This window comes from Modestobacter sp. SYSU DS0657, assembly GCF_054050925.1.
The window spans coordinates 45420-64220 of the sequence record NZ_JBJHAG010000005.1 but is presented as its reverse complement, the minus strand read 5'-3'; the positions used below and the strand labels follow the sequence as shown (position 1 = coordinate 64220).

General features: G+C 74.2%; 16 protein-coding genes. 8 read left to right on the top strand and 8 right to left on the bottom strand.

Annotation, left to right across the window (positions count from 1 at the left end; all coding sequences use genetic code 11):
- Positions 1–31: 31 nt before the first annotated feature.
- Positions 32–805: a 4'-phosphopantetheinyl transferase family protein gene (locus ACI79A_RS05235; RefSeq protein WP_457080662.1), complete on the bottom strand. Its 774-nt coding sequence runs from the start codon at positions 803–805 to the stop codon at positions 32–34.
- A gap of 285 nt (positions 806–1090) precedes the next feature.
- On the opposite strand from ACI79A_RS05235, the gene ACI79A_RS05230 reads away from it, so the two are divergent.
- From ACI79A_RS05230 to ACI79A_RS05220, 3 genes are read left to right on the top strand one after another with little or no spacing between them, the layout of a single operon-like run.
- Positions 1091–5248, top strand: coding sequence for a Pls/PosA family non-ribosomal peptide synthetase (locus ACI79A_RS05230; protein ID WP_457080660.1), 4158 nt, complete (start codon positions 1091–1093; stop codon positions 5246–5248).
- Positions 5245–6588, top strand: a complete 1344-nt coding sequence (locus ACI79A_RS05225) for a heparan-alpha-glucosaminide N-acetyltransferase domain-containing protein (protein ID WP_457080658.1) — start codon at positions 5245–5247, stop codon at positions 6586–6588. The genes ACI79A_RS05230 and ACI79A_RS05225 overlap by 4 nt, the downstream gene beginning before the upstream one ends.
- A gap of 2 nt (positions 6589–6590) precedes the next feature.
- On the top strand, positions 6591–7295 hold the full coding sequence (locus ACI79A_RS05220; protein ID WP_457080656.1) for a BPL-N domain-containing protein: 705 nt from the start codon (positions 6591–6593) through the stop codon (positions 7293–7295).
- Positions 7296–7375: 80 nt separating this feature from the next.
- On the opposite strand, the gene ACI79A_RS05215 is transcribed toward ACI79A_RS05220, so the two are convergent.
- Entirely contained in the window at positions 7376–8095 is a 720-nt protein-coding gene (locus ACI79A_RS05215; RefSeq protein WP_457080654.1) for a hypothetical protein, read from the bottom strand.
- Between the two features lie 715 nt (positions 8096–8810).
- On the opposite strand from ACI79A_RS05215, the gene ACI79A_RS05210 reads away from it, so the two are divergent.
- Positions 8811–10256, top strand: coding sequence for a M1 family aminopeptidase (locus tag ACI79A_RS05210; protein WP_457080652.1), 1446 nt, complete (start codon positions 8811–8813; stop codon positions 10254–10256).
- Positions 10257–10283: 27 nt separating this feature from the next.
- Here ACI79A_RS05210 and ACI79A_RS05205 read toward each other — a convergent pair whose 3' ends face one another.
- The 4 genes from ACI79A_RS05205 to ACI79A_RS05190 all read right to left on the bottom strand — a co-directional run bounded on the left by ACI79A_RS05205 (position 10284) and on the right by ACI79A_RS05190 (position 13932).
- Complete coding sequence (locus tag ACI79A_RS05205) at positions 10284–10616, bottom strand: TraR/DksA family transcriptional regulator (RefSeq protein ID WP_457080650.1); 333 nt, start codon at positions 10614–10616, stop codon at positions 10284–10286.
- An 84-nt stretch (positions 10617–10700) separates the two neighbouring features.
- The gene (locus tag ACI79A_RS05200; RefSeq protein ID WP_457080648.1) at positions 10701–11321 is read right to left on the bottom strand and encodes a class I SAM-dependent methyltransferase; all 621 of its coding nucleotides are present in this window, start codon (positions 11319–11321) and stop codon (positions 10701–10703) included.
- Between the two features lie 47 nt (positions 11322–11368).
- Positions 11369–12727, bottom strand: coding sequence for a YibE/F family protein (locus tag ACI79A_RS05195; protein WP_457080646.1), 1359 nt, complete (start codon positions 12725–12727; stop codon positions 11369–11371).
- Positions 12724–13932, bottom strand: a complete 1209-nt coding sequence (locus tag ACI79A_RS05190) for an MFS transporter (RefSeq protein ID WP_457080644.1) — start codon at positions 13930–13932, stop codon at positions 12724–12726. Before ACI79A_RS05190 ends, ACI79A_RS05195 begins: the two co-directional genes overlap by 4 nt.
- 45 nt (positions 13933–13977) lie before the next feature.
- On the opposite strand from ACI79A_RS05190, the gene ACI79A_RS05185 reads away from it, so the two are divergent.
- The 3 genes from ACI79A_RS05185 (at position 13978) to ACI79A_RS05175 (ending at position 15660) form a co-directional block, all read left to right on the top strand.
- Positions 13978–14583: a TetR/AcrR family transcriptional regulator gene (locus tag ACI79A_RS05185; protein WP_457080642.1), complete on the top strand. Its 606-nt coding sequence runs from the start codon at positions 13978–13980 to the stop codon at positions 14581–14583.
- 149 nt (positions 14584–14732) lie between these two features.
- Positions 14733–15248: an Hsp20/alpha crystallin family protein gene (locus ACI79A_RS05180; RefSeq protein ID WP_457080640.1), complete on the top strand. Its 516-nt coding sequence runs from the start codon at positions 14733–14735 to the stop codon at positions 15246–15248.
- Positions 15249–15333: 85 nt separating this feature from the next.
- Positions 15334–15660, top strand: a complete 327-nt coding sequence (locus tag ACI79A_RS05175; protein WP_457080638.1) for a MerR family transcriptional regulator — start codon at positions 15334–15336, stop codon at positions 15658–15660.
- Between the two features lie 75 nt (positions 15661–15735).
- Here ACI79A_RS05175 and ACI79A_RS05170 read toward each other — a convergent pair whose 3' ends face one another.
- Both ACI79A_RS05170 and ACI79A_RS05165 read right to left on the bottom strand, forming a co-directional pair.
- Positions 15736–16683, bottom strand: a complete 948-nt coding sequence (locus ACI79A_RS05170; protein ID WP_457080636.1) for a M56 family metallopeptidase — start codon at positions 16681–16683, stop codon at positions 15736–15738.
- 2 nt (positions 16684–16685) lie between these two features.
- Positions 16686–17063: a BlaI/MecI/CopY family transcriptional regulator gene (locus ACI79A_RS05165; RefSeq protein WP_457080634.1), complete on the bottom strand. Its 378-nt coding sequence runs from the start codon at positions 17061–17063 to the stop codon at positions 16686–16688.
- Positions 17064–17211: 148 nt separating this feature from the next.
- Here ACI79A_RS05165 and ACI79A_RS05160 point away from each other — a divergent pair, with 148 nt between their 5' ends.
- Positions 17212–18795: a cytochrome ubiquinol oxidase subunit I gene (locus ACI79A_RS05160; RefSeq protein ID WP_457080632.1), complete on the top strand. Its 1584-nt coding sequence runs from the start codon at positions 17212–17214 to the stop codon at positions 18793–18795.
- Positions 18796–18801: the final 6 nt, after the last annotated feature.

The window sequence follows — 18801 nt, the reverse complement described above, 5'->3', positions numbered from 1 at the left end:
TGTTGACCAATTTCTGTCAGCGTCCGATGACTCAAAGCAATGACGCGGCGGCGTTCTCCGAGACGCGGCCCCTGCCCGTCCAGCATCGCAGGTGCACGGGGGCCATGTCGGAGAACGACCGGACGTCCGGCGTGCCCGCACCCGCGACCGAGACCACCGCACCCCGCGCCGGATCGCACCAGTCGACGAGGCGGAGGCCGCGGTAGCGGACGACCGACCAGCCGGTCTGCTCCCGACGCTCCGCCACCCGGGACAGGTCGAGCCGGTGCATCCCGGTCAGCGACGCCAGCCCGGTCTTCACCAGGCACTCCTTGCGCACCCAGAACCGGAGGGCGAGCAGCGCCGGGTCGGCCGCCGAACGCACCTGCCGCTGTTCGGCCGCAGCGAGCCCGGGGAACGGTCCGGCCGCGGCACCGCCCGGCGGCAGTGCCTCGACGTCCACCCCGACCGGGTGCCATGCAGCAGCCGCCACCACGGCACCGCGGGTGTGGGCCCAGCTGACCTGCACGTCGGGCAGGCCCACGAGGGAGGGGCGGCCGTGCCCCGGCGTCCCGCAGTCGGAGCACCACTGGCGCACGGCCAGGTCGGCCACCGGCCGTCCGGTCAGCGCGGCTGCGCAACGACGCACCAGCAGGTGCGCGGCGACGTAGGCGTCCCGGTCCGCCGGGTCCCGGAGCGCCCCGCTGCGCGCCCGCTCGGCGTCGTCGAGCAGCCGGAGGTCGGCTCCGGCGAGCACCTCGGCCGGGCTGGCCACCACGACCAGCGGTCGCCGGGCCAGCAGCCGGCGGGCACGTCGCAGCATCACGTCCACGCCTCCCCGTCCACCGACCTCGTCACCGGTCGCCCGTGCGCGCCGCGTCGCGCCGGTGAGCGCCATCGCCGGCTGTTCACCCTGCGCGATTGTTCAATGACACATTGACGCGCACAACGGAGTTCTCGGTCCACATCGCCTGACACTCCGAATTCAACCTCTCACAAATAGTCATGGTCGCGCCGAGTTCGCGGATTTCGTCGCATAGTTCTGGTCGGCAACTGTGTTACTCCCTAGCGTCGACGAAGGTTCAATCATGTCAACTGTGAGAGCGAGTCGATGACGACGGACAGCGACAGCCCGGACTTCATCCCCGGTTTCACCATCCCGAGAGATCCAGCTCTCGATCCCGCACCTTCGCGCTTCCGCTTCACCGACAACGTCGCGGGAACGGCCCCCCGGCGGCAGTCCCCGGACACGACCCGGCTGTCCCAGTACTTCGAGCGGACCTGCGACCACCGCCCCTCGGCGACCGCGCTGGAGTGCGAGGGTGAGCGGCTGAGCTATGCGGACCTCGACCAGCGGGCCAACCGGCTGGCGAACCACCTGCTGAGCCTCGGCGTCCGGGCCGGCGTCCGCGTCGGCATCCTGCTGGACCGCTCGGTCAACACCTACGTCACCCTGCTCGCGGTGACGAAGACCGAGGCGACGTTCGTCCCGATCGACCCGGCTGCCCCGGCGGACCGGGTCCAGTACATCGCCGAGGACTCCGAGCTCGGCCTGGTGGTCACCACCAGCTCCTTCGCCGCGACCTGCGCCGGGCTGCCCTGCCCGGCCCTGCACCTGGACGAACTGGGGGGCGACCTCGCGAGCGCGCCGAGCTGGCGGCCCGAGCTCGACACCGGCGGCGACCCCGTCTGCTACATCATCTACACGTCCGGCTCGAGCGGCCGGCCCAAGGGCGTGGAGATCGCCCAGTCGAGCATCTGCAACTTCATCGGCATCGTCCCGGACCTCTACGGCGTGGAGCCGACCGACCGGGTCTACCAGGGCATGACGATCGCCTTCGACTTCTCCATCGAGGAGATCTGGCCGACCTGGGCGGTGGGGGCGACCCTCGTCGCCGGACCCACGGACGGGCGCCGGGTGGGCAGCGGACTGGCCGACTTCCTGGCCGAGCACGAGATCACGATGATCTACTGCGTCCCCACCGTGCTGGCGACCCTGGACCGCACCCTCCCGCTCATCCGCACGGTGAACGTCGGCGGCGAGGCCTGCCCGCGGGAACTCGTCGACCGCTGGGGCCCCGGCCGCCGCATCCTCAACACCTACGGCCCGACCGAGACGACGGTCACCTGCACGATGGCCGAGCTGTACCCCGGCAAGCCGGTGACCATCGGGCGGCCCCTGCCGACCTACCGCGTCACCCTGCTGGACGACGAGCGCCGGCCGGTGGCCAACGGGGAGGTCGGCGAGATCTGCGTCGGCGGCCCCGGGGTGGCCCTCGGGTACGTCAACCGCCCCGACCTGACGGCCGACCGCTTCCTCCCCGACCCGCACGGCTTCCCCGGCGAGCGGCTCTACCGCACCGGTGACCTGGGGCGTTTCCTCCCCGACGGGGAGCTGGAGTACCTCGGCCGCGCCGACAGCGAGGTGAAGGTCCGCGGGCACCGCGTCGACCTCCAGGAGATCGAGGGGATGCTCCTGCAGCACGACCGGGTCACCGCGGCCGTCGTCACGCTGCTGCCGGCCCCGGAGAGCGGCGGAGAGCTCGCCGCCTACGTGATCCCCCGCTCGGCGGACGACACCGAGGGCCTCGTCACCGAGCTGCACGACCTGGTCCTCCAGCAGCTGCCGCCCTACATGGTCCCGGCCTTCCTCGACATCGTCTCCACGATCCCCATGCTGCCGAGCGGCAAGGCCGACCGGAAGGCGCTGCCCGAGCCGCAGGGCCCGCGCCTGATGCGGGACACCGGCACCCACGTGGCCCCGGACTCCCCCGTGGAGGCCTGGGTGGCCGGGATCTGGGAGGAGGCCTTCGGGCTGCCGTCCGGGTCGGTGTCGGTCGAGGCCGACTTCTTCGACGCCCTCGGTGGCCACTCGCTGCTCGCCGCGCGGATCGTCTCGACGATGCGCTCGAGCGACCTGGGCGCCGGCCTCTCGATCCTGGAGCTCTACCGGCACCCGACGGTCCGGTCCCTCGCCGCGCACCTCGAGGAGGACGCCCGGTCCGGAGCCGCCGTCGCCGAGCCGCACCTGCGCCGCCCGACGCAGTCCTCCCACCGCCGGATCACCGCGTTCGGCTCGGCGCAGCTGACCACCCTCTTCGGCATCGTGCTGCTGTTCCTCCTCCCCGCCGCCGTGGTCTACGAGCTGAACGGCGGCGAGCCGTCGGCCACCCTGGTCGTCCAGCTGGCGCTGGCCCTGCCGACGTTCTTCCTCGTCGTCCGCTGGGTGCTCCCGGTCGTCGGCTCCCGGCTGCTGTCCCGTGGGCTGCAGCCCGGTGACCACCCGCTGTGGAGCTGGACCCATCTGCGGGTCTGGACGATCCAGAAGCTGATGGTGATCTCCCCGCTGACCGTCCTGAGCGGGTCCCCGTGGGCGGCCACCTACCTGCGCCTGGCCGGGGCGCGGATCGACGACGACTGCCACATCGGGACGTCGGAGATCAGCCTCCCGGCGATGCTGGACGTGGGCCCCGGCGCGACCATCGGCTACGGCACCCAGCTGCACGGACACCGGGTCGCCGACGGCGTCCTCTCCCTCGGAGTCGTCTCCGTCGGTGCGCACGCCACGCTCGGCTCGCAGTCCCTCCTGGAGGCGGGCTCCGCGGTGGAGGACGGCGGCGTCCTGCGCGAGCAGTCGCTGCTGCCCGCCGGGCAGGTCGTCCCCGCCGGTGCGACCTGGGCCGGCTCGCCGGCGCAGGCCTCGACCGAGGCGCCCGACCCGGTGATCGAGGTGATGACCAGCTGCACCGCTGCGCCGCGCGCCTGGTCCCGCCAGCTGCGGACCGGGTTCGTCGCCGGCATCACGCTCCTGGAGCTGCTGCCCTTCTTCGTGCTGCTCCCCGTGGTGGCCCTGGTGTGGTGGGTGCTGCTGACCTTCGGGCTGGGCGCGGCCATCCTCGCCACCGCGCTGTCCGGCCCGGTCTTCGTGGCGGCCTCCTGCGCGCTGATCCTCGGGTGCCGCCGACTCGCCCTGACCGAGACCCCGCCGGGCGTGCACCACCTGCGCTCCAAGCTGGGCCTGGAGAAGTGGCTGGGCGACAAGCTCCTCGAGATGAGCCTGATGCTGAACAACAGCATGTACGCGACGCTCTACACCTCGATCTGGCTGCGGGCCCTGGGCACCAAGGTGGGCCGCGGCGCCGAGGTCTCCACCATCGCCAACATCGACCCCGACCTCCTGACCCTGGGCGAGGGCAGCTTCGTCGCGGACATGGCCAGCGTGGGCAGCGCGACCTACGCCAACGGGCACGTCGCCTTCCAGGCCACCGAGGTCGGCTCCCGCGCCTTCGTGGGCAACGCCGCGTTCATCCCCTCGGGGTCGCACCTGGGCGAGGGTTCGCTGATCGGCGTGCGGAGCGTGCCGCCGACCGGGGGCGTGCCGGCGGACTCCTCGTGGCTCGGCTCCCCGCCGATCAACCTGCCGCGTCGGGAGCTGTACGAGGAGTACACCGAGGAGGAGACGTTCGCGCCCAGCCGCCGCCGCGTGCGGGCTCGCTACGCCATCGAGTCCCTGCGGATCGTGCTCCCCAGCTCGATCCTGGCGCTGGCGATGTTCGGCACCCTGTACGGCGTCTCGGTGCTCTCGGCGAACCAGGGCCTGCTCGTCACCGTGGTCGGGGCGCCGCTGATCGCGCTGCTGTCCAGCCTCGCGGTCGTGGTGGCGGTGGCCCTGCTCAAGTGGGTCGTCGTCGGCCGGTACAAGCCGCGGGTCCGCCCGCTGTGGAGCGGCTTCGTGCGCCGCACCGAGTTCGTCACCGGGATCTACGAGGCGGCCGCGGTGCCGGCGCTGCTCACCTGGCTCACCGGCACCCCTCTGCTGGGCCCGTTGCTGCGTCTCTACGGAGCCAAGGTCGGCCGCCGGACGCTGATCGACACCACCTACCTCACCGAGTTCGACCTGGTGACCCTGGGCGACGACGTCTCCGTGGGCACGAACGCCTCCCTGCAGACCCACCTGTTCGAGGACCGGGTGATGAAGATGGACCACGTCATCGTCCGGGACCGGGCCAGCGTCGGGGACAAGTCCGTGGTGCTGTACGGCTCGGTCGTCGAGGCGGACGCGACGATCGCCGACCTGTCCCTGGTCATGAAGGGCGAGGTGCTGCCCCCCGGCACCGCGTGGAGCGGGATCCCGGCGCAGAAGGTCGGCCGGGCGCCGGCCAGCACGCTGCCGGTGCGGGACGCCCCGTCCACCGACGCCGCCGCGGTGGACAACCCCGCCACGGAGAGCCGGCAGCTCAGCACCGCGTCGACCAGCCGGGAGGCATGAGCGTGTCCCGGACCAGCGAGCACCAGAACATCGTGGCCCCCCTGCCACCGGAGACCCCGGCCGCACCGGCGCTCCCGCACAGCTGCGCACCCGCGCCGGCCGGCGACGTCGCCGGCACCCCGGCCGAGGGCAGTCCCAGCACGGAGACCGCCGCGCCGCCGCGGCGCCCGCGGGCGCGCCTGGTCGGCATCGACGCCGCCCGAGGCGTCGCCCTCATCGGCATGATGTCGGTGCACCTGATCGACCCGGCCACCGACGACGGGGACGTGTCGCTGGCGTGGGCACTGGCCAACGGCAAGGCCTCGGCGCTGTTCGCCTTGCTCGCCGGTGTCGGCATCGCCTTCTCCACCGGTGGTCGCCGCACCCTCCGCGGCCTGGCCTGGCGGGCCGGCGTGCTGTCCTTGCTGACCAGAGCGGTGATCATCGCGGCGATCGGCCTGGCGTTCGGGTACGTCGTCGGCACGGACGACGCCGCGGTGATCCTCGCCTACTACGGCGTGCTGTTCGCCCTCGCCATCCCGTTCCTCAAGCTCTCGACCCGCGGCCTGGTCGTGGCGGCCGCGGTGGTGGCCGTCTTGATGCCGCTGGCCAGCCATGCCCTCCGCAGCGGGATGGCACCCGTGACCGAGGTCAACCCGACGCTGACCGACCTGGTCACCGACCCGCTGGGGCTGCTGTCCCGGTTGACCCTCACCGGGGTGTTCCCCGCCCTGGTCTGGCTCGCCTACCTGCTGGCGGGCATGGCGGTGGGCCGAGCGGTGCTCTCCTCGCGGCGGGTCATCGGCCAGATCACCCTGCTCGGCCTGGCGCTCGCCCTGGCGTCCAGCCTGCTGTCCATGCTGCTGCTCACCGTCGGCGGCCTGGGGCGCGCGCTCCGCGCGGACGCCCTGGCGACCATGCACTTCGAGGACTACCAGGACGTGCTGATCTGGGGCCCCTCGGGGACGACGCCGACCAACAGCCCGTGGTGGCTGGCGGCGATGGCTCCGCACAGCGGCAGCCCGCTGGACCTGCTCTTCACCATCGGGGTGGCGCTGGCCGTGCTGGGCGCCTGCCTGCTGCTCGGACGGGGCCTGCAGCCGCTGCTGCGCCCGCTGGCCGCCGCCGGCAGCATGACGCTGACCCTCTACAGCCTGCACCTGCTGCTGGTCGCGGCCCCGTTCCCCCGCGGCCTGGGCAACCTGGTCATCCAGGTCCTCCTGCTCGTGGCCTTCGCCGTGGTCTGGCGCAGGAGCCACCTGCGCGGGCCGCTCGAGGACCTCGTCTGGCGGGCGACCGACGCCGTGCGCCGGAAGACGCTGGGCTCGGCCGCATCGCGCGGCGCCACGACCGGCGGCTGACCGTGTTCGGTCGCGGACAGGACCGGCCGCTGGCGCTGGTCTACCGGGGGCCGGCCACCACCTCCGGCTGCCCGGAGGCGGTGGCCGGCGCGCTGGCCCGTAGCCGGTGGGACCTCGACGTCCGCTTCGTCGGGCCCAAGGAGCGTCTCGCCCTGGAGCCGGGGGTGCTCGCCGCCGCCGTGCTCTACGCCCAGCCCGGCGGCGGCGAGCTGGAGAAGGCCTGGCGCAAGCTCCGCAAGCAGGCGCCGGCGGTCCGCGACTACGTCGCGGGCGGCGGTCGCTACCTGGGCTTCTGCCTGGGTGGGTACCTGGCCGGGGAGACACCCGGTTTCGGGCTGCTGCCCGGGGACGCCGACCAGTACATCTCCTCCCCGGGGGCGTGGCCGACGCACACCGACGACGCGGTCACCACCGTCATCTGGAACGGCCGCCGCCGGGAGGTCTTCTTCCAGGACGGCGCCTGGTTCGACCTCGACCCGGCCCGGGGAGAGGCCGAGGTGCTGGCCACCTACGAGAACGGGCTGCCCGCCGCCGTGGTCGCGCCCTTCGGCGCCGGCGCGGTCGGCGTCGTCGGGCCCCACCCCGAGGCGACCCCGGACTGGTTCACCGACTGCGGCCTGCCGGTGCCGGCCGACCTCCGGGCCGACCTGACCCAGGACCTCGTCGACCGGGTGATGCGCCTCGGCCAGGTGTCCCGGACCGGCTGAGCCCACCCACCACGCGCGCAGGCCGCCGCGAGGAGCGTGAGCTCCTCGCGGCGGCCTGCGTCGTCCGGCGTGCTGCCGGCTCAGCCCTCGTCGAGGAAGCCGGCCACGATGGTGCCGAACTGCCCGGACCTGTTGTGCCCGACGCCGGCGGGGGCGACCAGCCGGGTGTTGAGACCCTGGGCCGAGTACCACTGCTGGCCGGCCTGGGCTCCGTAGGGCCCGGAGAGCGCGTTGAACCCGCCGCCCGCGCCGGTGTCCTGAGCGCCGGTGTCCCAGCGCAGGACGACCTTGCCCTTCACGTCCGCGGGGATGGTCACCCGCCCGGCCGGGGCGCCGCCGCCACCGATCGCGATGACCCCGCCGCCACCGGACCACAGCCCCGGGTGGGCCGGGAAGACGAACCGGGTCGCGGCCTGTGCACCCGACGAGTAGCCGGAGAACCAGAGCTCACCGGCGCCGTACTGGGCCTTGGTCTCGGCGATCAGCGCGGCCAGGTAGTTCGCGTACCCGGCTGCGTCGCCCCGTTCCCAGCACTGGCACGAGCGGTTCGGGCTGAACGGGGCCACCAGCACCATGTTGTGCGCTCGCGCCACGGCGGCCAGCCCGTTCGACCCACCGATCGCGTAGGACTGGGTCGGGTTCTCGATGCCGTACTCACCGGTGCCGTCGGCGTACACCAGCAGACCGATCGGCTTCGCCGGGTCCACCCCCTCGGCGAAGACCCGGTAGTCCGCGGTGTACCCGGCGGCGCTGAAGGACGTGGTGCGGTTGGTCAGCGGCGCCGTGGGTGCCTGGTGCACCGGGGCGGCCGTGACCGGCACCGGGGTCGGAGCAGGGGCCGGAGCAGGAGCCGGCTTCGGGGCGGGAGCCGGAGCAGGAGCAGGAGCCGGCTTCGGGGCGGGAGCCGGAGCCGAGGGCGTGCTCGGCACGACCGTCGGCGCAGGTGCGGGAGCCGGCGCGGTGGTCGTGGGGGCCGGTCGGGGGGTGCCCCGCCGGGCCCGGTCGGCCTCCTTGCGCGCCGCCCGCTCGGCCCGAGCGGCCTCGACCTGGACCGTGGCGCGCGCCGGGTCGGCGGTGGAGGCACTGCTCGCCGCCGGCCGGTCCGAGGGCGCCTCCGTCACCGTGGTCGCGCCGAAGGCGGCGGTCATGCACAGGACGGCGGCGGCCGCACAGCTCCGCGCGTGCCGCCGGCCTCGGGTGGACAGGACGGACGAGAAGCGGCGACGACGGCCACCACGGATGTGACGTCTGGACAAGAAGAGACCCCTCCGAGCGTCCCGCACCGGAGTGCCGGACGGTGTGCACCAATTACGGAACGAATCGTTGCACGCACTCAATGCGTCCGTAAGGTCACGGAGGGTCCACATTGACCTCATTCGTCACACCAGCCACCCCCACCTCGCCGGCAGGTGCGCCGGTGGCCGGCCGGCGCCGATGACCACGGGTTCGCCCGCGTTGCGACCGCGCGGGAGGATGGCGGCGACGGGAACGTCCCGTCCAGGTCGAGGGGCAGTGATGCGCGCGGGTCGTCGACGGGCCGCGGTCGCTGCACTCGCCGGGGTCGTCCTGCTCGGCGGCTGCTCCCTCGGCGGCTCACCCGACCCGGACGCCCGGCCCACGTCCACCGCCTCCCCGGACGACCCGTCCCGGGCCGAGCCGTGGGCGGACCGGCCCGTGGTGGACCTGCGCTTCGACGTCTCGGCGGACCTGGAGACGGTCTCCGGTGCGGAGCGGGTCGTCTTCACCCCCGACCTGAGCACCTGCGTGCTGGTCTTCCGCGCCTGGCCCAACAAGCCGGCCACCGCACGGGCAGGCAGTGGGCTGACCGTGTCCGAGGTCAGGGTGGACGGCGAGCCGGCCGAGGTGCGCGACGTGCCGGCCGGAGCCCCCGACAGCGCGCCCGCCGGCACCCTGCTGGAGGTGCCGTTGGCCGAGTGCGCGGAACCCGGCGAGCAGGTCACCGTCGAGCTCGAGTTCGACGTCGAGCTCGGCACCGACGTCAACGAGCGGGTCGGCACCTCCTCCGCGGCCGACGTCGCCTGGTTCGCCACCGCGTTCCCGTTGCTCTCCTGGGAACGCGGTCGGGGGTGGGACCGGAACCCCGCCGTCGCCGTCGCCGGCGAGATGGCGGTGAGCGAGGACTTCGAGCTGGCCTCGCTGGAGGTCGTCGCGGACGCCGGCCACGAGGTGCTGGGCACCGGCCGGGTGGTCGGCACCTCCGACGGCCCCGACGGCACCACCGTGCACGAGTTCGCCGCCCCGTCGGTCCGGGACGTCGCGGTGACCGTCGGGGAGCTCGACGTGCGGACGGCGGAGATCGGCGGCGTCCGGGTGCACGTGGGCGTGGACGAGGAGGTGGACCAGGCGACCCCGGCGGAGTGGCTGACCCAGCTCGAGAAGTCGATGGCGGCCCTGGTCTCGCTCCTGGGCCCCTTCCCCTACGACGACCTCTGGGTCTCGGTGCTGTCCAGCCAGACCAGCGGCATCGAGTTCCCCGGCGCGATCCAGTTCGGCGACGCCGACCCGGACTTCCGCCGGGCGCTGGTGACCCACGAGCTGGCGCACATGTGGTTCTACGGCCTGGTCGGCAACAACCAGGGCGTGCACCCCTGGCTGGACGAGTCGTTCGCGACCTTCGCGCAGATGGTCGTGCACGGGCAGGGCTCGGCCGGGCTGGCCGCCCTGCCCGAGTCCACCCGGCACGGCGTGGGCGAGCCGATCCAGTACTGGGAGCAGTTCCGGCGACCCAGCTCCGCCTACTACGACACCGTCTACACCGTCGGTGGGGCGACCCTGGTCGCGGCCCGGGACCAGGTGGGCGCCGAGGCGTTCGACGCGGCGCTGCACGAGTACCTGCGCGCCAACGCCTGGTCGATCGCCACCCCGGACGACGTCGAACGGGCCTTCGCGGACCTGCCCGCGGTGCTCACCGAGCTGGAGCAGGTCGGCGCGCTGCCCTGACCGCCACCGCGGCTGGGTGCCCCCGGCTCAGCGCGCGCAGCCGATGCAGGTGCGGGCCTGCGGCCGGGCGGTCAGCCGCTCGGCCGCGATCGGCTGGCCGCAGCTCTCGCAGACCCCGTAGCCGCCGGCCGCGGCCCGGGCGAGCGCGTCGTCGACGTCGGCCAGCCGGCGCCGCGCGGACTCCAGCAACGCGGCGACCTGCTGGCGCTCGAAGGCGATCGTCGCCCCCTCCGGGTCGTGCTCGTCGTCGGCGTTCGAGGCGGCCGAGGCCGCCACCACCTCGTCGAACTCGCGGGTCAGCGCGGCGATCTGGGCGAACGCCTCCGCCCGGGCGCGGGTCAGCTCGTCCAGCACGGTCACCGCTCCATCCTCCCCGTCGGCCCGCGTCAGCGCGACGACGGCGCCGCCCGCACACCCGGCGTGATCCGCTTCCCGGCCACGGGCTCAGGCAACCCGGCGCAGCAGGCGCAGCGAACCGGTGCCGGGCAGCTCGGTGAACTCCCCCGACGCCAGCACGCGGGAGTAGACGCCGAACGGGGCCTGCCCGCCGTCGGCCGGGTCGGGGAAGACGTCGTGGATCGCCAGCGTGCCCCCCGCGGCGAGCTTGCCGACCCAGGCGTCCTGGTCGCGACGGGCGGAGGACTCGGTGTGGCTGCCGTCGAGGAACAGCAGCGCCAGCGGCGTCGACCACAGCGGCGCCAGCACCTCCGACCGGGCGACCACGGCGACGACGACGTCCTCCGCGCCGGCCTCGGCGATCGTGCGCCGGAACCCGGGCAGCGTGTCGATCCGCCCGATCCGGGGGTCGACCAGCGAGGGGTCGTGGTACTCCCAGCCGGGCTGGTGCTCCTCCGAGCCGCGGTGGTGGTCGACGGTGACCACGTGCCGGTGCGTCTCCCGGGCCGCGGCGGCCAGGTACAGCGCCGACTTGCCCAGCCAGCTGCCGATCTCCAGCAGCGGGCCGGGCACCGTGACCGCACGGGCGGCCTCGTACAGCGCGCGGCCCTCGTCGGGCGGCATGAAGCCGGGTGCGGCGGCGGCCGCGGCCAGCAGGTCGGTGCTCACCGGCACAGCATCGCCGGTGCCGTGGGCCCCGGTGTCGTGGGCCCCGGTCAGCGTGGGTCCCGGGGCTGCGGCGGCCGGCCGCCGTCGCGCTCGGTCGCGGCCTCGCGCATCGCGCGCAGGCGTTCCCGCCGGCGCTCGGCCTCCCGCTCCTCCGGGGTGGGCTCCGGCACGGGGGCCGCCGGCGTCGCGGCCGAGGCCGAGGTCGCCGCCACCAGCGCACCGACCAGAGTGGTCACCGGGACGGCGAGCACGAGCGCGATGCCACCGACCAGGGTGCGGACGACCTCCTCGCCCACCTCGGCACCGGTGAGGGTCCTCCAGAACGGGAGCTCGTAGATCTCGAACAGCATCAGCAGCGGCAGCGCCGCCCCGGCGTAGGCGAAGACGATCGTGTAGACGGTCGAGGCGATGTGGTCCCGCCCGATCTGCATCCCCCGGGCGAACAGCTGACGCCAGCCCATCTCGGGGGACACCTCGTTCAGCTGCCAGACCGCCGACGCCTGCGTGATGCTGACGTCGTTGAGGATGCCCAGCCCGGCCACCACGCTGGCGGCGATGACCAGCCCGCTGAAGTCCAGGCTCCGGTCCAGCTGGAGCAGCTGGAGGTTGGCCTCGTTGTTGAACCCGGTCAGCCGGGCCGCGCCCACCGCCACGGTGCCGAGCACCGCGCTGAGCGCGAGCCCGAACAGGGTGCCCACCAGCGCCGTCGTCGTCCGGGCGTTGAAGCCGTGGGCGAGGTAGAGGACGACGAACATGATCGCCGTCGACCCGATCAGGCTCACCCACAGCGGAGAACCGCCCTGCAGGAGAGCGGGGAGCATGAACTCCAGCAGCACGACGAACGCGAACCCCAGCCCCAGCAGCGCGAGAAGCCCGCGCAGCCGGGCCACCGCGCCCACGACCAGGACGAAGGCCAGTGCGAGGAGGACGATCGGGGTGCCCCGGGCGAAGTCCTGGAACTGGTAGGTGGCCTGCCCGCCGTCGACCTCGTCCCGGGTGAGCACCAGCTCGTCACCGGCCGAGACACCGGCGTCCACCACCTCGGGGGGCAGGTCGACCTGGACGAAGTCGCCACGGCTCTCTCCCTCCCCCACGACCATCACCGCGGTGGCGCAGGTCAGCGGCTCGCCGGTGCCGTCGGAGCAGTCGTAGGGCTGCAACGAGGAGACGGTGGCCACCGGGTAGGTCTGCCCGGGTGGGAAGTAGTCCGCGGCGGCCTGCTCGGCGGCGGTCGGCTCGTCGTCCGGCCAGAACACCACCAGCCCGACGACGGTGGCCAGCCCGACGGGGACGAGCAGCCACAGCATCAGCCGCACCGCCCAGCGGCGCCGGGCGACGGCGGCGGGGTCGGGAGGCGGCAGCTCGCCGCCGGCGGCGGGTGCGTGACCGTGGGAGTGTGCCGTCACCCGGTCAGGCTAGGCGGCGCAGCGTCCTCAGCCGCGGAGCGACCGCGGAATCCCGGCGCGCCCGGGCCGGGGCGCGCCGGCTGCCGGGGCTGGGTGACCGTGGCGGCCACCAGCGCGACGGCGGCCGCCGCCAGGAAGGCGCCGGGCATGCCGAGCGCGTCGGCGAGGGCGCCGAGCAGCAGCGACCCGAGCGCCTGGCCGACGGTCAGGGCGACGAACAGCTGGGCGGCGGCCGGGCCGGCGGAGGCCGGCCGCAGGTGCGCGGCCCAGGCGATGAGCACCCCGCTCATCGCCACGAACGCGCTGCCGAAGAGGGCCAGCGCCACGGCGGCGGCCACAGCTCCGCCGGGGACGGCGGCCAGCAGTCCGGTGGCGCCGGCGGCGACGACCAGGGTGCCGGCCCAGGCCGCGCGCAGACCCACCCGCTGCACGAGGACCCCGCTCGCCCCGCCGACCAGGCCGGCGGCGCCGAGCACGCACCACAGCGCCCCCGTCAGCCCGGGCGAGAGGTCGCCGGGGCCGGTCAGCAGGTCCCGTCCGAACGTCCAGACGCCGGCGCAGCCGACCCCCGCGAGCAGGGCGGCCAGCAGCGGCCGGCCGAGGCGGCCGCCGGCCGGCCCCCACCCGGGACCGGCCGGCGCCGGATCGGCCGGCGCCGGCCAGCGCGCGGACCGGTCGGCCCACCAGGTCATCAGCAGCGCGGCGACGGCGAACCCCGCCCAGGCCGCCCGCCAGGCTCCGGGAACGGCGAGGACGAGCAGGCCGCCGGCCACCACGCCCGCGCCCGTCCCGCTGTTGACCACCCCCTGCGCGCGGGGCTCGGTCGCCGGCGGCACCGTCGCCGCGACCGCCGCCACCAGCGCCGGGGTCGCCGCACCGGCTCCGCTGCCGGCCACCAGCGCCGCGGCGGCGAGCACCGGGACCGAGCTCGCGGTGGCCACGCCCAGGCACCCCACCGCCGCCGCGGCCCCGGCGGCCCGCAGCGCCGATCGGCCGCCGCTGCGGCGGGACAGCCGGGGCGCCGCCAGCGCCGCGGCGCAGTACGCCAGGTAGCTGCCCGCGGCGACGGCGCCCGCCGTCCCCGCGGAGAACCCGAACTCGGCGCGGAACTGCGGGAGGTACAGGCCGTAGCCGTACCGGGCCAGCCCGTAGGTGACCGCGATGACCGCGAGCCCCGCGCCGACGAGCGACCGCGGCCGCCCCATCGTCTGTAACGATCGTTTCACCATAACGTCCGTTACAGTAGGACCGTGCCCACCGCCGCCGCCAGTCGACCGGCCCGGGAGCGCCTGCTGGCCGCCGCCGCCGAGCTCTTCTACGAGGGCGGGATCGCCGCCACCGGCGTGGACGCGGTGCTGCGCCGGGCCGGCGTCGCGCCGGCCACCATGTACGCCCACTTCGCCGGCAAGGACGCCCTGGTCGCCGCCTACCTCCAGGAGCGGCACGAGCACTGGCGTGCGACCTGGGACGAGGTGCTGGAGGAGTGCGGCGACCCGGAGGCGCGGCTGCTGTCACTGTTCGACGCGGTGGCCCGCTACCGCGCGCGGGAGCGGAACCGGCGGGGCTGCGGCTTCCTGGCCGCGGCCACCGAGCTGCCCGGCGCGCACCCGGGCCAGGCCTGGCTGACCGCGGACACCCGACTGCTCGTCGAGCGGCTGTCCACCCTGGCGCGGGAGGCGGGCGCGGACGACCCGGAGTCACTGGCCGGCGAGCTGCTGCTGCTCTACGACGGCGCGCTGGCCCGGTACGCCCGGAACGCGACGACGCCGGAGCTCGCGAGCGAGGACCCGCTGGCCCGGGCCCGCGGGGTCGCCGAGGGCCTGGTGCGGGGCCGCGTCCGGAGTGGCGCCAACTGACCGGATCTACAGCGGCGGCTGGAACATTTCTGTCGTCGGGACGTTTACTCAGGTGCGCACCCGAGGTAATCTGCAGTTGCCGCTGGAGGTTCGCCTCGGGCAGCGGCCTCGACAGACAGCGACACAGCACGAACCGGAGGTACTCGGCCATGATGCTGAACTCCTACGACCCCTTCGCGACCACGTCCGCCGCGTTCCGCGCGCTGGACCAGCTGACCGGTCGATCGGGCACCACCACCGCCCGCCCGCTCGCGGGCATGCCGATGGACGCCTACCGGGTGGGTGACAACTTCGTCGCCCACTTCGACCTCCCCGGCGTCGACCCCGGCTCCATCGACCTGCAGGTCGAGGGCACCACGCTGACCATCAGCGCGGAGCGCTCGGTCCCGCAGATCGAGGGGGCGCAGTGGCAGGTCGCCGAGCGTCCGTTCGGCAGCTACACCCGCCAGCTGGTGCTGGGCCGCAGCCTGGACACCGACCGGCTGGAGGCCAGCTACCACGACGGCGTGCTCACCGTGAGCATCCCGGTCGCCGAGCGGGCGAAGGCCCGCAAGATCACCGTGACCCGCGCGGACACGCCGGCCGCGGTGGAGGCGCACACCATCGAGGGCGAGCAGCCCGCGATGGAGTCGGCGGAGCAGTCGGCGGAACCCGCCCAGAGCTGACGCCGACCGACCCTCGACGGGGGCGGGGCCCGACGGCCCCGCCCCCGTCGCCGTCCCGACCCCTGTCCCGAGCACTGGAGGACCCGTGAGCGCCGACCCGCTCGACCGGCTGGACGACCCGGACCACCCAGCGCTCACCATGAGCCAGGCGGCGGAGCTGCTCGGCGTGCAGGCCGCGTTCCTGCGCAGCCTGGACACCTCCGGCGTCCTCCACCCCCACCGCTCCCCCGGTGGTCACCGCCGCTACTCCCGGCACCAGCTGCAGCTGGCCGCCCGGGTGCGGGGACTGCTCGACGACGGTCACCTGCTGGCCTCCGCCCAGGTCATCGTCGGCCTGGAGGACGAGCTCGCCGAGGCCCGCGACGAGCGCGACGCCGCCCGCCAGGAGCTGCGCGACCGCCCCGCGTCCTGACTCCCGCTTCGCCAGAACGGCCATGATGGCGACGTCGTGCGTCGCCGTCATGGCCATGCCGGCGGAGCAGGACGGCTAGCCGAGCGCGGGGAGCAGGAGCAGGACGGTCGGCACCAGGAGCAGCGCGAGCGCGGCGGCGATCGCCGCGACCCGGCCGGTCCGGGGCAGCGGGGCGGCCGGGGCGAGCAGCCGGCGCACCCGGACCGCGACCGCTCCCCCGGTGACCGCCAGGGCGCCGGCCGGCACCCCGCCGCCGGCGCCGCCCGCCGAGGCGACGATCGCCGCGGCCAGCGTGCGCCGCGGGTCCGGGCCGGGCAGCGAGTCCAGCGCCACGTCGTCGGCCCGCATCTCGACCAGGTCGCGGACGGCGTCGTGCGCCCGGTCGGCGGCCGGGAGGACCGGCAGCGCGGCCCGCCAGGCGACGAAGGGCAGCAGCAGCAGGTGGTGGTGCTCGCGCAGGTGTGCCCGCTCGTGCGCGACGACGGCGGCCAGCTGGTCCCGCGGCAGCTCGGCGACCATCCCGGACGAGAGCACGAGCAGCGGCTTGGCGCCCGGGATGCAGAAGGCGACCGGCGCCGGGTGGTCCAGCAGCAGCGTCTCGGCAGCGGGGTCGAGCGCGCCGGGCGGGCGGGGGGCGACGACGAGCTCCAGCAGCTCCCGGTGCCGCCGACGGGTCCGGGCGGTGCGTACCCAGGACAGGGCGAGCACCCCGAGCAGCTCCACCGCGAGCACCGCGGCGAGGGTCTGCGCCACCCAGTGGTCACCACGCACCGGTTCCGTGGCCGGCTGTCGGGTGACCCAGTGCCACCACGCCTCGGGCAGCGAGTGGCCCCACGGCGCCAGGCCGTGCACCAGCAGCGCGCCGATGATGGACAGCCCACCGGCCAGCCCGATCGCCTGCCAGCAGACCAGCGCGGCCAGCGGGTCGCGCCGCACCCAGCCGGCCCGGGCCAGCACCGCGGGCACCGGCCAGGCCAGCAGCGCGGCGAGGACGGCGAGCGCGGTCGCGGTCGCGGGCAGCACGGTCAGCGGGCGCCGGCGTCCTGCCCCGGCCGGTCGGCGCCGGCCAGCAGCTCACGCAGCATGCGGGCCTCCTCGGCGTCGACACCACCCACGAACCGGGCCAGCACGGCCTGCCGGTCGGCGGCCTGCCCGAGGACCTCGCGCATCAGCTCCGCGGCGTGGTCCTCGCGCGAGGCCCGCGGGGCGAACCGGCGGGGACGCGCGTCGTCGTGCACGAGGAAGCCCTTCTGCTCCAGCCGGCCGAGGACCGTGTGCACGGTGGTGAGAGCCAGGTCGCGGTCGCCACCGGCCGCATTGAGGCCGTCCCGCACCTGCGCGGCGCTCACCGGACCGCCGGCGGCCCACAGCCAGTCCATGACGGTGCGTTCCAGCTCTCCCATCGAGGCCAAAGGTCCCTCCCCTGTCCGGCGTCTCACAGCCGATTGTCTCTACCGGTCGTAGAACTTTGGTTCTACGAGGCGTAGAAAAGAGTTCTACGAACCGTAGAAGAACGTGTCGATCGTACGACGCGAGAAGAGGGGCAGGCCCGTGGACGTCCTGGACGTGGCGCGCTGGCAGTTCGGGATCACCACCGTCTACCACTTCCTGATGGTCCCGCTGACCATCGGGCTGGGGATCCTGGTGGCGGTCATGCACACCATGTGGGTGCGCACCGACAAGCCCGAGTGGCTGCGGATGACGCGCTTCTGGGGTCGGGTCTACCTGATCAACTTCGTCCTCGGCGTCGCGACCGGGCTGGTGCAGGAGTTCCAGTTCGGCCTCGCCTGGAGCGAGTACAGCCGGTTCGTCGGTGACGTCTTCGGCTCGCTGCTGGCGCTCGAGGCGCTGCTCGCCTTCTTCCTGGAGTCGACCTTCCTCGGCCTGTGGATCTTCGGCTGGGGCCGGATCCCGAAGAAGCTGCACCTGGCGTCGCTGTGGGCTGCGGTGATCGGGTCGATCGTCAGCGCGTACTTCATCATCGCGGCCAACTCCTGGATGCAGCACCCGGTCGGCGTCGTCACCAACGACGCCACCGGCCGCCCCGAGCAGGTCGACTTCCTCGCGGTGCTGAGCAACAACACCGCGCTGGCCGCCTTCAGCCACACCATCGCCGGCGCGCTCATGGTCGCCGGCGCCGCGCTCGTCGGCATCGGCCTCTACCACCTGCGCAAGCGCCGGCTGGCCGGGCTGAGCCCGGAGGAGACCGATCACTCGGTCTGGCGCCGCTCGGCACGCCTCGGCGGGGCCGTCTCGCTGATCGCCTTCGTGCTGGTCGCGGTCACCGGTGATTACCAGGCCAAGCTGATGTACGAGCAGCAGCCGCTGAAGATGTCCTCGGCCGAGGCGCTCTGCACGACCGAGGCGCCCGCCCCGTTCTCGGTCTTCGCCCTCGGCAAGCTGGGCAGCAACGAGTGCGACGACGTCCACTCCTGGACCGTCCCCTACCTGCTCTCCTACCTCGCCCACGGCGACTTCTCCACCGCCGTCCCCGGCGTGAACGAGCTGCAGGAGGAGTACTCCGCCGCCTACGGCGCCACCTACCCCGACGACCCCTCCTTCGGCGACAAGGCCGGCGAGGAGATCGACTACACCCCGCTGCTGGCGGTCACCTACTGGAACTTCCGGATCATGATCGGCATGGGCCTGGTGTCGGCCGCGGTCGGCGCCTACGCCCTGTGGGCCACCCGCCGGGGCCGGGTGCCGACGTCGAGGATCGGCGTCTACGGCTCGCTGCTGGCCATGGGCGCGCCGTTCCTGGCCAACGCGGCCGGCTGGATCTTCACCGAGATGGGCCGGCAGCCCTTCGTCGTCTACCCGAACCCGGACGTCCCGCGCGAGGACCAGGTCTACTTCTTCACCGCCCAGGCGGTCTCCCCCGGCGTCAGCGCCGCCGAGGTGTGGACCTCGCTGATCGCGCTGACCCTGGTCTACGGCGCGCTCGCGGTGGTGGAGCTGTGGCTGCTCACCCGCTTCGTCCGCCGGGGCGTGACCACCAGCGACGGCGCCCCCACCCCTGGGCACACCCCCGAGGGCGGCCCGGACGACGACGTCAGCGGTGGCGCCGACGTCACGCCGGGCAGCGCCAGCACCCGCCGCGCCGACGAGGACGACGTCCTCTCGTTCGCCTACTGAGCCGAC

Bases quoted from the DNA above. Each gene is read 5' to 3' on its own strand.
- ACI79A_RS05230 (WP_457080660.1), top strand. From the start codon at position 1,091: ATGACGACGGACAGCGACAGCCCGGACTTCATCCCCGGTTTCACCATC.
- ACI79A_RS05225 (WP_457080658.1), top strand. From the start codon at position 5,245: ATGAGCGTGTCCCGGACCAGCGAGCACCAGAACATCGTGGCCCCCCTG.
- ACI79A_RS05210 (WP_457080652.1), top strand. From the start codon at position 8,811: ATGCGCGCGGGTCGTCGACGGGCCGCGGTCGCTGCACTCGCCGGGGTC.
- ACI79A_RS05190 (WP_457080644.1), bottom strand. From the start codon at position 13,932: ATGGGGCGGCCGCGGTCGCTCGTCGGCGCGGGGCTCGCGGTCATCGCG.
- ACI79A_RS05180 (WP_457080640.1), top strand. From the start codon at position 14,733: ATGATGCTGAACTCCTACGACCCCTTCGCGACCACGTCCGCCGCGTTC.
- ACI79A_RS05165 (WP_457080634.1), bottom strand. From the start codon at position 17,063: ATGGGAGAGCTGGAACGCACCGTCATGGACTGGCTGTGGGCCGCCGGC.